We start from the raw sequence: 14,215 nt of genomic DNA on the forward strand, positions 1-14,215 counted from the left end.
TTAGTAGTGTTATTTTCTACCTTAACATTTGTTTCATTGATGCGTTTACTATTATCTACAATAGCTTGTGCGTTTACAGCGATGTTCTTAGTATTATTTGTGATGTTAGTAGTGTTATTTTCTACCTTACCATTGATATTAGTGATTTGGTTTTTAATATCGTTGATAACAGTAGAGGATTGACCTACTTTACCTTTCAATTCATCGATAGCTTTAGCATTGATATTGATATTCTTAGTATTGTTTGCAATGTTAGTAGTATTAACCTTTACAGTATCTTCAACAACACTAATGCGGGTAGAGTGATCTACAATATTGCCTTCTAAGTAATCTAAACGTTGATCATGACGATCTACGCGACCTTTGAGACCATCCAAGTCGCCTTTAAGACCATTTAAATCACCTTTAACACCGTCAATCTTAACATTTACTTCACCAATCTTAGTATTGATTGTGTTGTTGATTTGTTTGTTATTTTCATTGATTTTTACATCGATGTTTTTGTCAACCTTATTAAGGATTGTTGTGTTATTTTCATTGATTTTAACATCGATATTTTTATCAACTTTATTAAGAATTGTAGTATTGTTGTTAGTGATTGCAGTATTGATATCATTTCTAATCACTGTATTGTTAGCTTCAATCTTAGCATTGATTGTATTTTCCACATTAGTGATTGTTGTGCCAATTTGACCTTTCAATTTCTTGATATCATCTTCGTTAGCACTAATACGTGTAGAGTTATCTACAATATTGTCATGCAAGTAGTCTAAACGTTCGTCATGACGATCTACGCGTTTAGTAAGACCAGCTACATCACCTTTAACACCATCTACACGGACATTAACATTATTGATTGCTGTTGTATTAGCATCAATTTTCTTGTTAACATCAACGATATTAGCATCGATTTTTTTGCTCAAGTCGATAACATTGTTATCAATCTTCGTATTGATTTCATTAACCTTGTTATCAATGTTTGTGTTGATTTCAGTTACTTTATTATCAATCTTAGCATTGATTTCATTAACTTTATTATCTACCTTTGTATTGATAGTTACATCGTTCTTATCAATCTTAGCATTAATTTCGTTAACTTTATTATCAATCTTAGTATTGATTTCGTTTACTTTATTATCAACTTTTTTGTTGATAGTAATATTATTATTATCAATTTTTGTATTAATAACATTTACATTGTTATCGATTTTCTTGTTAATAATATTTACATTATTATCAATGTTTGCATTGATTTCAGTTACTTTGTTATCAATTTTTTGATCAATAGCAATTACTTTATTGTCAATCTTAGTATTGATTTCATTAACTTTGTTATCTACTTTTGTATTGATAGCAATATCGTTTTGATCAATCTTCTTATTGATGTTTGTAATATCGTTTTTAATATTGTTGATATCTACTTGAACATTACCAATATTTTGACCAACTTTACCCTTCAAATCAGCAATATCTTTTGTATTGATATTGACTTGATTTGTAGTATTGCTCAAATCAGTTTTAATGTTCTTAACATCATTTTCTACAGCTTGTAAACGACCTTCATGGTTGCCCATAGCGTCAAGAATAGTATTAATACGATTATTATTAAATTCTATTTTAGTTGTATTGCCATCAACCTTAGTGTTCACATTGTTAATTGTAGTGTTGACATTATTAATCTTAGCATCAACATCAGCATTCACTTTATTGATAATAGTTGTGTTGTTAGCATTAATTTCATTTTTGATTGTCTTATTGATTTCGACATTATTTTGTTTAATGCTATTATCAATGTTAGCGTTAATAACGGTGTTATTAGCGTTGATTTTATTATCAATATTAGTGTTTACTGTATTGATAATATTTGTTTTACTATTATCAATTTTAATGTCTACATCTTTATTGATTTGATTAATAATCTTAGTGTTGTTTTCACTTATCTTATTATCAATTGTTGTGTTGATGTTGTTGATAGTAGTACCAACTTTACCTTTCAACTCTTCGATTGCTTTTTTATTATCATTGATGTCTTTTTTGTTATCGCCGATAAGTTTACGGTTTTCTATCGCAATGGTATTGTTGAAAGTAATATTTTTAGTGTTTTCGTTAACTTGTTTAGACAAGTCAGCAATAGACTTGCTGTTATTGTTAACGTTAACAGTCAAGTTGTTAATAGCTTTGCTATTAGCATCAACCTTAACATCTACCTTGTTAATATTCGCTTGTAATTCATTTTTAACATTAGCGATATTTTGATCGATTTTTACGTTATTTTCATTGATCTTATTAACAATGGTTTTGTTAATTTCAACATTATTAGCTTCAATGCTATTTTTGATATTATTGTTAATAACAGTGTTATTAGCATTAATTTCATTCTTAATAGTCTTATTGATTTCTACATTATTAGCATTGATTTCGTTTTTAATGTTGTTATTAATAACTGTATTGTTATTTTGAATACTTTCATTAATAGTTTTGTTCACTGTATTGATGATAGAAGTATTATTCTTTTCAATCTTAGCATCAATATTATGATCTACTTTATTAATGATTGTTGTATTGTTATTTTCAATCTTAGCATCAATATTTTGATTTACTTGATTAATAATCGTTGTATTGTTATTTTCAATCTTATTATTAATTGTTTGATCAATATTTTGATTTACTTGATTGATAATAGTAGTGTTATTATTTTGAATTTCTTTTTTGATGTTGTTATTTACTTGATTAATAATATTCTTATTATTTTCTTCAATTTTAACATCAATCTTTGCGTTTACAGTATTGTTTACTTGATTAATAACATTGTTAGTAACATTGTTGATAACATTTTTAGTTACATTATTTGTAACTTTGTTTTCAATGTTTTTCACACTGTTATTAAGTGTATCAACTTTTATATTAAGATTATTAATAGCTAATGAATTTTTGGATACTTTATCAGCTAAACAATAGAATTTACTATTAAGGCAGTTAACATTACCTTTCAATACGTTAATATTGTAAGTATTTTGGTTAACTTGATTTTTAATATTAGTTAAATCAACAATAACCTTACCAGAGCCTTGTTTTTGAGATTGTTGGTCCAATTGTTGTTGGTCTTGTTGTTGCCATTGTTGATTTTGTTGTTGAGACCATTGTTGTTGATTTTGTTGGTCTTGTTGTTGACCTTGTTGCCATTGTTGTTGATCTTGTTGATGTAAATCAATTGGTTGTTGTTCAACTGCTTGACTACCTTGGCCAGGTGTTAACCATTTTTGACTACCAATAAGATCAGTTCTATACCAATCTGCAGGTGTGGATGCAGAAGCAATGCCTCCACCCAAACTGGCACTTAACAAAATGGCTGCTACAATTGTAGTAGCCGTTTTTTGATGCGACTTAGCCAACTCAGATGTTACTACATATGCGTTCTTAGTCGCACTCCATACTACTTTGAATACCTTATTCATATTAAGTTCCCTCCCAACTTATGCGGCTCTCACCCCGCACAGATGAAATAAATGAAAAATACCGGAATATACTTCACTAAATATTCACAATATCTAATTAAATACTAGCACAAGATATTTTAAAATTAAAGCGTTTTTTTAATAAGTTAAACTTATGCTTCATATTTTACTCATGCTTTTACACAGCACAAATCATGAAAACGCCTTGTTTATCAAATTTTTCCGATATAGAAATATTCCTCTTCATTTTATATCTAATTTATAGTTTTACTTGTATTTTTATTTACACAGATAAAAAAGGCCTATCAATGTATATGTATACATTAATAGGCCTTATATATTTTAGTATATATTAATCTAATTAGAATTTAGATTCGATAGCGCCTTGTAAATCACCTTTTGGCAAGAAACCAATTTTACGATCTACCACTTCGCCATCTTTCAAAATTACAAATGTAGGTAATACTTCTACTTGTAAATCACGAGCCAAGCTAGGTTCTTCATCAGCATTAACTTTTACAAAGTTTGCTTTGCCTTCTAATTCACCAGCGATTTCTTCGATAACTGGCATCATACGTACACAATAGCCACACCATGGTGCCCAGAAATCAATAACTGTTACGCCACCTTGATTAAGAAGATCTTGATATTCTGCTGTTTTTAACTCTTTTAATTCGCTCATTATTTCCTCCTAAGGCAATTGAACTAATACACAATCTTGAATGTAATCCAAACCTACCTCTTGAGCCTTAGCCAAGACTGCGGGTTTATCCGCACCTGGTTGTAACCAGATCATCTTAATGCCCAACTGTTTACATTCATCAATTGCTGCAAGCCCTGCTGCTTCTGGTACTACAAAATCAACAACGCTAGGAACAACTGGCAACGCAGATAGACTCGGATAACAAGTATCACCATCGATACTCTCTACATTTGGATTAACCGGATAGACTTCATATCCATGCTCTTTTAAGCACTTATAAATCTTATACCCAAACTTATCGGTTTTATGAGTGGCACCTATTACAGCCCAAACTTTTTCAGCTAACGCATCTTTAATAGTCATTCTTACCACCTCTTATATACTATTATATATTAATATCGAAAACTGTCAATATATTATATCGATTTTTTTAAAACAATATGTTCACAACGTAATTCTTCAGTTCGCGCTGTATGTTCTAGTAATGCTTCTAATGAGATACTTGGTGCATCACATTTAGGTATCAATCCTGCTAATACGGCTAATTCACCTAAAATACGCTCTGCTGACCATCCGTTATCTCTCAATTCTTTTACAGTTATACTTTTCTGCCGTTTTGAAAGCCTATGTCCGTCATTATCAATGAGCAGCGGTGCATGGCCATAGCATGGTGGCTCAGCCTGTAACATACTATATAAATACATTTGTTGAGCCGTAGTTTCCAGTAAATCATGACCGCGAATGATTTCTGTAACCCCCATGGATATATCATCTAGAACGACCGCTAAATTATAGGCATACATCCCATCTCCACGGCGCAACACAAAATCATCAACACCTTGACGCAGTACAAAATGCTGTAGACCTTGGTATATGTCGTTGAACTCCATAGTAGAATCAGTTACCTTAATACGCATAGACGGATTCTTTTCAAGTTTTTTTAGCTGTACCGTAGCACTATCCAAATTACGACAATGCCCGTCATAGTGATGAACGACTTCACCTCGATGAGGTGCGGAAGCAATTGATTGTAAGCGAGTACGATTACAAAAGCAAGGATAGATTAAATCTGTATCTTCTAATCGTTGCAAAATCTCATCATACATTGGTAACCGTTCACTCTGCCAATATGATGGTTCTGGTCCCCCCACACGAGGGCCTTCATCCCATTCAAAGCCAAGCCATTCTAAATCGTCTAACAAAGCCTCCCCTAAAGAGCGCTTAGATCGTTGTAAATCAATATCCTCCATGCGTACCACATAGATACCATGCTGATTGCGGGTAGATATATACGACAAAAGGGCGATCCACACATTCCCTAGGTGGATATACCCCGTTGGGCTAGGTGCGAATCGTCCTTTCATAAATAGTATCTCCTTATATGGCACTCTAATAATATACTATTATATTAATACATTATTATATTAACACATGGTGAGGATGACCTCAGTTTACAAACTATATATTAGCCAAGGGATACGATACTATCAAAAACACCAGCATCTTTGATTTTTTGTTCGTTACCCATGGAGCAAATATGATTATCCTGTAACACAGGTTCTACAACATCTGCAAGAGCTACGATGTCTTCTGGCTTACAAGCAATGACTTGTTTTCTAAATGCTACCTTATCTTCAATATTGGCACCGCTGAAGTATAACCCCATAGCACGAGGTCCACGCAATGCAGGTGTCATCGGTAAATCAAGTCCACTCATAGTACCGATAATATATTTACGCATTTCTCGGTCTGTTAATGTAAATTGACGTAGATATTCAGGCAATTCTTTATACACATTAAGTGTTTCCACAAGATTTGGATCTCGATAACTACAGAAAATCATATTGCCATCGTCGTAGAAATTAGCAAATGCGCCATAGGCCCCACCTTGTACGCGAATGCGAATCCATAAGTATTCATAACGCAAGATCGTTTCTAATACGCTCATAGCACCAACATGAGTAAATCCATGATCAATGAAATTACCACCTTGTGCCACATATTGAACCTTACCAGCTGTGACAATACCTTCATTGCTCGTTGTATGTTCTATGGATAACACATTATTTGGCAACGCCTCTGCATTCCAAGTACTGAGCAATGGTTTCATTAACTCTGTAAATGGTGCTAATTCTTGTTCTTCACCTACGAATAAAATTTCTACATTATTAGAACGGAAAATCTTGCGAGCTACATCGGCCAATTTTTCTGGCAATAATGGTAATGCCGCAGGATTAGTTGCTAACTCACTAATTTTTTGATAATAGCCTAAATTACCATCATCGCGGAATTTACCAACCTTTGATACCTTAGCCATTACACGTTGACTAACGATAGTATTCCCTCTACGGAACGCCTCATTATCCCAAATAGCTTTGCCTTCTTGTACAAGTTCTGTTAGACGCGTTACATCGGTGTATTGAGCATCGTGAATAACTTCATTTACGATATTGCACAATTCAGGTAATTTAGCATGTAACACCTTACTACGTACAACCATGAGAGGTACAAACTCATCCCGTTTGCCCGCTTTACTAATACCTGTAATATCTGAACTTAATCCACCAAGATTTAGATTGATTAATTTTGCCAAATCTTCATAAGAACGTTTGGATGTATCTACACGGCCGATGATATCACTTAAAATATCGGCATAGAATAATTCATCTTCAGTAAGACAATCTAGTTTAAAATAGTAGGCCACATAGTTGTTGCCCTTTGTGAAAGTCGGAACAAAATGAATTTTTGTATGACCAATCATACTTTCACGACGCTCTACATCTTCCACCTCCGGACTTAAATCAGATAATTCTAAAAGTGGGATAGTTGCTAACGCTTCTTCACTATCTGGTGTCTCTTGACGAAGTTTAAGACGTTTTGTTTGTTCTACGATAGCTTCTAGCTCATCTTTCGACATAGAAGCTTTGATAGCTGCTAACTGTTCTTTAACCTCTGCATCCTTTTTATCTTGCAAGCCTTGTTCAGGATATAAGGATACGAGAGACTTATGATTATTATCCAATATAGAATGACGAACCAAGTCCTCAAAATAAGAACCTTGCAAGCCTTTACGAATATTAGCTAATGCTTCTTCGTAGTGTAATAACTCAATTGGATCTTTGCCATATAGCCAATTATCCATCATGCGGATGACATATGCTAAACCGATTGGACGGCCCCCAAAGTCACTTTCACGAAGGGTAAACTCAATGCTATTAAGAGAAGCCTCTAACAATTCCTTGTCGATGCCATCCTTACACAATTGTTGTAATGTAGATTCAACAATTTCTTGTAATTGACCTTGTTTATCCATGTTAGAGCCGCTAGCTTGAACAACCCAAATTGGTTGACGGATGCTATCTAGGTAGTAACCAGATACATCAGAACCAATGCCAGCTTTCACCAACGCTTGTTTTAAAGGCGCTGCAGGAGATGTCAATAAAGCATGTGTTAACACTTCAAAAGCAAGGCTTTGTTCTGGTGTTACGTCTGGCAATACATAGGAGAAAGCATGTAACGTGCGATTATCCGTGCTTTCATCAGAACCCACACTATAAGGATACGTAATTACTTTACCTTCCTTAAACGGAGCCTGCTCAGTCACCTCAGTATCGATTTCGATAGCATCGAAATGGCTCAAATATTCATCGTTAATAAAGCGCAATTGTTCTTCAATATTCATTGTGCCATATAGGAAAATATAGCTGTTCGATGGGTGATAATACACATCATAGAATTTTTTAAATTTTTCATAGGTCAAATCCGTAATATTATCTGGATTACCACCGGAGTCAACGCCATATGTTGTATCAGGGAACAAAGAATGCATCAATTCGCGTTCTAATACGGAATCTGGAGAGGAGTAAACCCCCTTCATTTCATTAAATACAACACCCTTATACGTCAATTCATCATCAACAGAGTCAAGCTCATAATGCCAACCTTCTTGCATCATGATTTCTGGATCCTTTGCGGCACGTGGATAGAAAACAGCATCGAGGTATACATCCATCAAATTATGGAAATCCTTGTCATTCTTACTTGCCACAGGATACATCGTTTTATCAGGATAGGTCATGGCATTTAAAAATGTATTCAAGGAACCTTTTACAAGTTCCACAAATGGCTCTTTTAATGGAAATTTACGGGAACCGCAGAGCACGGAGTGCTCCATGATATGAGCGACACCTGTGCTATCTTGAGGTGTTGTTCTAAAGGCAATATTAAATACTTTATTAGTGTCTGGTGAGTCAATATAAATAAGACGAGCACCAGATTTTTCATGTTTCATTTCATAGGCTGTGCCATTGATTTCATCAATACGTTCTATGCGATCAAGGCGAAAACCGGAATATATTTTATTCAGTTCCATAGATACCCTTCTTTCTAATTTGTTTATAATGTATATATATATGTAAAATCTTAATCTATTATTGACTATCTATTATACCACATTACGAAGATTTACACGAATTTTCAAGAATTATTATCAAATTACAAAGATTATCTATAACTTATTCTTATTCATGAGATATAAATGACTCATATAAAGACAAAATAAATCAGGACACCCTTATAGGAGTGTCCTGTTTTATTATTTATCTTGTTTGATTTGCCATTTTTGGTTGCGTCGACTTGTCAAAAGACCTTCGAGGACAACTTCAAATTGACGAAAACTCAATGTATAGGGAGCATACATATCTGGTACTACCTTATAAGATATGGTCACTTCTGATGCATCATAATTATAAAATATACCATGTAAATTGCTCACCGTTGTATAGCCTGTCTGTGCTTGCTCTAATGTGGGGATAGGTTGTGTTTTTAAATTCGCCAACAAATCGCTAATAAAACCTTCCTTACGCCCCTGATCATCGAGCATTTCGTCCATAAATGTACGTAGACTATCCATCGTGTATATTAGCCTCGTTCGTTTAACAAAAGACCATTATGAATAACGCGTACAGCATCTTTTACGCGGTTTTGTGCAACCAAGCAAGAAATACTGATTTCAGAAGTACTGATGATTTCAATATTAATACCTTCTTGGCTAAGGATATCAAACATTTGAGCTGCTACGCCTGGTTGACCCAACATGCCAGCACCAATGATAGATACTTTTGCCATGTTTTCATCAATGTTTACAGCTTCAATATCAACAGTTTGTTGTAATTCACTCAACACTTCACGTGCCAATACTACATCATCAAGAGCAATTGTGAAGATAAGGTCTGTTTTAGGTTCACCTACAGAGCGAATAGATTGAACAATCATATCCACGTCTACGTTTTTTGCTGCTAAAGCTTTAAATACCTTTGCCGCAACGCCTGGCTTATTTTCAACGCCCACAAGAGCGACTTTTGCTGTATTTGTATCATCGGCTACGCCTGTAATTACGTGTTTATTAGATTCCACGGTATAATCCTCCCGAATAATTGTGCCTGTATTATTACTGAATGTAGAACGAACATGAATTGGTACACCATAACGGAAACCCATTTCAACAGCACGCGGTTGCATTACGCCTGCACCTAAACGGGCCATTTCAAGCATTTCGCCATACGTAACTTCTTCAAGTTTGAAAGCTTCCTTTGCTACGCGAGGGTCAGTAGAGTACACACCTTCTACATCTGTAAAGATTTCACATACATTGGCTTTCATAGCACCTGCCAAAGCAACAGCAGTTGTATCAGAACCACCGCGGCCTAGTGTTACCATATCACCGTATTCAGTAATACCTTGGAAACCAGCAACAACAACGATATTGCCTGCATCTAATGCTGCGAACACACGGTTAGGATCAACACCTAAAATACGGCCCTTATTAAAGTTGTCACTACTTGTAATACCTGCTTGATCACCGGTTAAAGAAACAGCCTTTTGACCACGTTCATTAAACGCCATAGCCATCAATGCAATTGTTACTTGTTCACCAGTAGATAACAAACGGTCCATTTCACGACCATATGGTTTAGATGTTACTTGTTTTGCCAAAGCTACCAAGTCATCCGTTGTATCGCCCATAGCGGATACAACTATTACAATGCGATCGTCCTCTTGTTTTTCATGAAGGACACGATCAACGATATTAAATATTTTTTCAGGTGTTGCAACAGAACTGCCACCAAACTTTTTGACGATTAATGCCACTATTATCCCTCATTTATCATTGTACTAAAAAATAACATGCATATACTTTACCACAAAACAAACCGCACTGTAAAGGTATACACAGGTATTTTTCCACTATAAAAGTACAAAATTCTTTTTATAGCGGACATATATTATATTTATAATCAGAAGTTAATGTTCGTAACGTGTCATACGCTTCACACAAAAAAAGACCAGCCCTAAGGCTGGCCTTTTACAATTGAATATATTTAATTATTCAACAACGATTTCTTTTTCAGATTCCCATAAACCATGGATGTTGCAGTAAGATACAGCAATCAATTTACCAGATTTTTTCAAGGATACTGCCAATGTACCTGCAGAAACTGCATGTACAGGGCCTTCGTTTGCTGTTGCACCGTCACCATGAACGTTGAAGGACAATTCGCCAACTTCGTAAGGCAATTGAGTGCCTTCAGCTACGAAGTACAATTTAATCCATTCAATATGATGTTCTACAGTGTTTGGATGAGCAATGTCTTTACCAACGGATAATTTTACGTCGAATGCTTCACCTGCTTTTACTTTGTCAGCAGCTTCGATAACAGGAACGTGTTTTTCAGTAGCGAAATCGCCAGATTTAATGTAATCATGTACAGCCATAGTTAACCTCCTGGTTATAGTTATATACATACTTAATGTCTAAGAATATTAGCACCTTGTGCCTATGACTATATTATACATTTTCGATATAGTTTAATCAAGGACTTTTTCGAAAATTTTCTATTTATTTGTGAAGTGATGTGGGCTGTGGCTCCATCGGCCGGGTCTTCCTAACGGAAGGGCCAAAAGTCGCCACAGCCCACATCACTTCACAGCACTCTAGGAAATTTTCGGAAAACTCCATGGTAAGAGGGAAACACCGGCCGGGTCTGTCCCTCCGGGACAGGGCCAAAGTCGCCTCCGGAGGCCTACTATCGCTACATCATATAAAACTTTCAAGTATCACAAAAAGAGTGTGCATCGGCCAAGCCTCGCACACTCTTGCTGCTTTTGTATTTATAGAATTGATACGATTTAAGTTTGATGAATGTTTGGCGCTACGCGCCGCCATCCATCTGTAGGTCATTGGCTTCGCCTCGACCTATTAAAACTCAATTCCTTTTGCTGCTTTTATGCCTTTTTCATATGCGTGTTTTACAACGTTCATTTCGGTCACTGTATCAGCGATGTCGATGATTTCAGGTTTTGCATAGCGGCCTGTTAGGATGACATGTAATCGCTCTGGTTTGTGTTTAAGCATATCTACAACGGAGTTAACATCGATGAGTTCATAGTTAATGGCATTGTTGATTTCGTCCATAACGATGAGATCCCATTTGTCGGAGTTGACTTCTTCTACTAGTGTTTTCCATGCTTCTTGGGCTGCTGCTTTGTGTTTTTCTAGTTCTTCTACAGTTACCTTATCTCGATTGTAATAGATAAATCCTTTGCCCATAGATTTGATAGTAACCGTATCCCCCAGTTTTTTTAGGCCTTCTAGTTCACCGTAGCCATGGCCGCTTTTGATGAATTGTAGAATCAAAACTTTTAAGCCTTGTCCTACAGCGCGTAAAACGACACCTAAAGCGGCTGTTGTTTTTCCTTTACCATTGCCTGTATTGACGAGAATTAAACCACGTTCGCTCATTTTTATACTCCTATTATTTATGTCACACTATGTAGGGCTGCATCTATTGTTAATATGAAGATTTAATACTAATATAATAGATTTATTTAGTATGACCAAAGGTTTCACACATGTCTACAAAATGCTTGGCCCCTTCAAGAGAACCCGCAAAGTTAAGATGTAGATAGGATGCCAACACGTTATCGGTAGCATATCCTCCATCATAGGACTGAGGTTTGCGGCCCCCTTCTAAGTGAAAGGCCCATGGAAAGTCTTCAATGGTTGGTTCCATGGTGGAGAAATGGAATTCATGACCATGCAAAGTTGTTCCGGTATTGCCAAGTAATGTGTTGCGTTTAGCTGTTGCTGTTACATAGCCTACCTTTTGCAGTTTTTGTTGCATCACGCAATTGGCAGGCACAACACCAACAGTATCAAACACATTACCGTCAAAATCGTGAATGTGTTCACATAGGTACATAAGCCCACCGCATTCAGCATAGATAGGCATATGACGTTGATTGGCTTTAAGGATTGATTCCTTCATAGCCGTATTTTCGGATAAAGCCTGTAAGAACATTTCAGGGAAACCACCGCCAAATACGAGGCCATCTACATCGGGAATAGCGCTATCTTTTAATGGACTAAAGTAAACTAGTTCCGCCCCCTGCGCTTCTAAGGCCGACAAACTTGCTGGATAGTAGAATGAAAAAGCTTCATCATAAGCAACGCCAATTTTTGTTCGTTTTGTAACACCCTTGGTTGCATCAATCGGTGCAGGCATAGGTGCGGCACTGGCTGCCACCTTATAAAGTGCCTCTAAATCCACCATAGATTCCACAGCATGCTGAATTGTAGCAATAGCCTCTGTAGGGTCAATTTCTGTAACCGGCGTCAAACCGAGATGGCGTTCAGGAGAATGCATACGATCATCACGACGTATAGCCCCAATAACAGGAACGCCTATTTTTTCCATACCTTCACGAACCATTCGTTCATGGTTATCGGAACCTAAACGATTTAAAATGACCCCTTTAAAGTCCACATCCTTATCATAATCTCTAAAGCCCATGGCAATGGCGGCTGCGCTTTCACCCATGGCCTTACAATCGATAACAAGCACAACAGGAGCGCCTAATTGCTTAGCGATTTGAGCCGTACTGCTCACGCCCTCACGGCCACCATCATAGAGGCCCATAACACCTTCAATAATGGCTAGGTCTGCATCACCCGCCATGGATGCAAAAAATGATGGCAATGTATCCGGTGGAACTAACCAAGAATCTAAATTGTAACTTTCACGGCCCGATGCAATTTTATGAAAGCCCGGATCAATATAATCCGGGCCTACTTTAAAGGATTGCACCCCATGGCCACTTGCTCGATACGCTGCGAGAAGGCCCGCAACAATAGTCGTTTTACCGACACCGGAATTGGTACCAGCTATAACAACACGTGGAATGGGTACAGTATTCATATGTATTACCTCTTATTAATACTATCTATACGGCTTTCACTAAAAGCATTCAGATATCAGAGTATAGTCAATTAACGATCTTTACGTTTTGCCAAAATTGTGGACAAATAGTTTAATTTCTTGTCCTTAGGCATATTATCAAGACCTACGAAAACTTGTTCATCAGGCAAGCCAACGCGAGAAATCATAACAGCATCATCTGCCATATTGTGTTTCAACAATACTTCTTGCACTTCGTCAAAGTTTTTATACACCTTCATGATAACTGCATCATCGGCAACAGCCATAACAGCATCAATTTTTTCCTTAGGTGCAGTGGCTGGAACGATAGCCAAAACCTCTTCTTTTTCTACGATTGGATAGCCAAGATGGGAACCAATGGCACAGAATGCAGTGATACCAGGAATTGTTTCAATTTCAAAGCCTGTATTTTCAATCAAACGATATACGTACATATATGTACTATAGAACATTGGATCGCCAAGTGTTAAGAAAACAACATCTTTACCTTGTTCTAAATAAGATACGATAACGCGCTTAGCCTCTTCCCAACCTTCTTGTTGTGTAGCATCATCGAGCACCATTGGGAATACAACTGGAACGATTTCAGTATGTTCTTGAATGTATGGTTTCGCAATATTAAGGGCTACAGAACCATCTTTCTTTTCTGTTTTAGGTGTAATGATAACGTCTGCTTCGCCTACAATACGCGCAGCTTTCACAGTCATTAATTCAGAGTCCCCAGGACCAACACCTATGCCATATAATTTACCTTTCATGATGATTCTCCTATTCTATAT

Annotated in this window: 11 protein-coding genes; all 11 read right to left on the reverse strand. The window is 36.2% G+C overall.

Annotation, left to right across the window (positions count from 1 at the left end; all coding sequences use genetic code 11):
- Window positions 1-3,455 (reverse strand): ESPR-type extended signal peptide-containing protein (locus tag HMPREF1477_RS09820; protein WP_016475711.1); only part of this gene is annotated, 3,455 nt, incomplete at its 3' end.
- A gap of 361 nt (window positions 3,456-3,816) precedes the next feature.
- Window positions 3,817-4,137, reverse strand: a complete 321-nt coding sequence (locus tag HMPREF1477_RS02635) for a co-chaperone YbbN (protein WP_005376372.1) — start codon at window positions 4,135-4,137, stop codon at window positions 3,817-3,819.
- Window positions 4,138-4,146: 9 nt separating this feature from the next.
- Window positions 4,147-4,521 carry a CoA-binding protein gene (locus HMPREF1477_RS02640; protein ID WP_016475712.1) on the reverse strand — a complete coding sequence of 125 codons (375 nt, stop codon included), beginning with the start codon at window positions 4,519-4,521 and terminating at the stop codon, window positions 4,147-4,149.
- Between the two features lie 53 nt (window positions 4,522-4,574).
- Window positions 4,575-5,522 (reverse strand): tRNA glutamyl-Q(34) synthetase GluQRS, encoded by a 948-nt coding sequence (gene gluQRS, locus HMPREF1477_RS02645; protein ID WP_016475713.1) that lies wholly within the window; start codon window positions 5,520-5,522, stop codon window positions 4,575-4,577.
- Window positions 5,523-5,623: 101 nt separating this feature from the next.
- Window positions 5,624-8,530, reverse strand: a complete 2,907-nt coding sequence (locus HMPREF1477_RS02650; RefSeq protein WP_016475714.1) for an insulinase family protein — start codon at window positions 8,528-8,530, stop codon at window positions 5,624-5,626.
- Window positions 8,531-8,752: 222 nt separating this feature from the next.
- Window positions 8,753-9,070 (reverse strand): hypothetical protein, encoded by a 318-nt coding sequence (locus tag HMPREF1477_RS02655; RefSeq protein ID WP_016475715.1) that lies wholly within the window; start codon window positions 9,068-9,070, stop codon window positions 8,753-8,755.
- 8 nt (window positions 9,071-9,078) lie between these two features.
- Window positions 9,079-10,308, reverse strand: a complete 1,230-nt coding sequence (locus HMPREF1477_RS02660; protein WP_016475716.1) for an aspartate kinase — start codon at window positions 10,306-10,308, stop codon at window positions 9,079-9,081.
- A 234-nt stretch (window positions 10,309-10,542) separates the two neighbouring features.
- The gene (locus HMPREF1477_RS02665) at window positions 10,543-10,932 is read right to left on the reverse strand and encodes a class II SORL domain-containing protein (RefSeq protein WP_016475717.1); all 390 of its coding nucleotides are present in this window, start codon (window positions 10,930-10,932) and stop codon (window positions 10,543-10,545) included.
- Between the two features lie 484 nt (window positions 10,933-11,416).
- Entirely contained in the window at window positions 11,417-11,959 is a 543-nt protein-coding gene (gene cobO, locus HMPREF1477_RS02670; RefSeq protein ID WP_016475718.1) for a cob(I)yrinic acid a,c-diamide adenosyltransferase, read from the reverse strand.
- An 82-nt stretch (window positions 11,960-12,041) separates the two neighbouring features.
- Window positions 12,042-13,415: a cobyrinate a,c-diamide synthase gene (locus HMPREF1477_RS02675; protein ID WP_016475719.1), complete on the reverse strand. Its 1,374-nt coding sequence runs from the start codon at window positions 13,413-13,415 to the stop codon at window positions 12,042-12,044.
- Window positions 13,416-13,486: 71 nt separating this feature from the next.
- Window positions 13,487-14,194: a precorrin-2 C(20)-methyltransferase gene (cobI, locus tag HMPREF1477_RS02680; RefSeq protein WP_016475720.1), complete on the reverse strand. Its 708-nt coding sequence runs from the start codon at window positions 14,192-14,194 to the stop codon at window positions 13,487-13,489.
- Window positions 14,195-14,215 lie beyond the last annotated feature (21 nt).

The organism is Veillonella sp. HPA0037 (genome assembly GCF_000411535.1).
Lineage (GTDB): Bacteria > Bacillota > Negativicutes > Veillonellales > Veillonellaceae > Veillonella > Veillonella atypica.

What these genes read in the sequence shown, in the direction of transcription:
- HMPREF1477_RS02635 (WP_005376372.1), bottom strand. Translation starts at nt 4,137, where the DNA reads ATGAGCGAATTAAAAGAGTTAAAAACAGCAGAATATCAAGATCTTCTT.
- HMPREF1477_RS02640 (WP_016475712.1), bottom strand. Translation starts at nt 4,521, where the DNA reads ATGACTATTAAAGATGCGTTAGCTGAAAAAGTTTGGGCTGTAATAGGT.
- gluQRS (WP_016475713.1), bottom strand. Translation starts at nt 5,522, where the DNA reads ATGAAAGGACGATTCGCACCTAGCCCAACGGGGTATATCCACCTAGGG.
- HMPREF1477_RS02650 (WP_016475714.1), bottom strand. Translation starts at nt 8,530, where the DNA reads ATGGAACTGAATAAAATATATTCCGGTTTTCGCCTTGATCGCATAGAA.
- HMPREF1477_RS02655 (WP_016475715.1), bottom strand. Translation starts at nt 9,070, where the DNA reads ATGGATAGTCTACGTACATTTATGGACGAAATGCTCGATGATCAGGGG.
- HMPREF1477_RS02665 (WP_016475717.1), bottom strand. Translation starts at nt 10,932, where the DNA reads ATGGCTGTACATGATTACATTAAATCTGGCGATTTCGCTACTGAAAAA.
- cobO (WP_016475718.1), bottom strand. Translation starts at nt 11,959, where the DNA reads ATGAGCGAACGTGGTTTAATTCTCGTCAATACAGGCAATGGTAAAGGA.
- HMPREF1477_RS02675 (WP_016475719.1), bottom strand. Translation starts at nt 13,415, where the DNA reads ATGAATACTGTACCCATTCCACGTGTTGTTATAGCTGGTACCAATTCC.
- cobI (WP_016475720.1), bottom strand. Translation starts at nt 14,194, where the DNA reads ATGAAAGGTAAATTATATGGCATAGGTGTTGGTCCTGGGGACTCTGAA.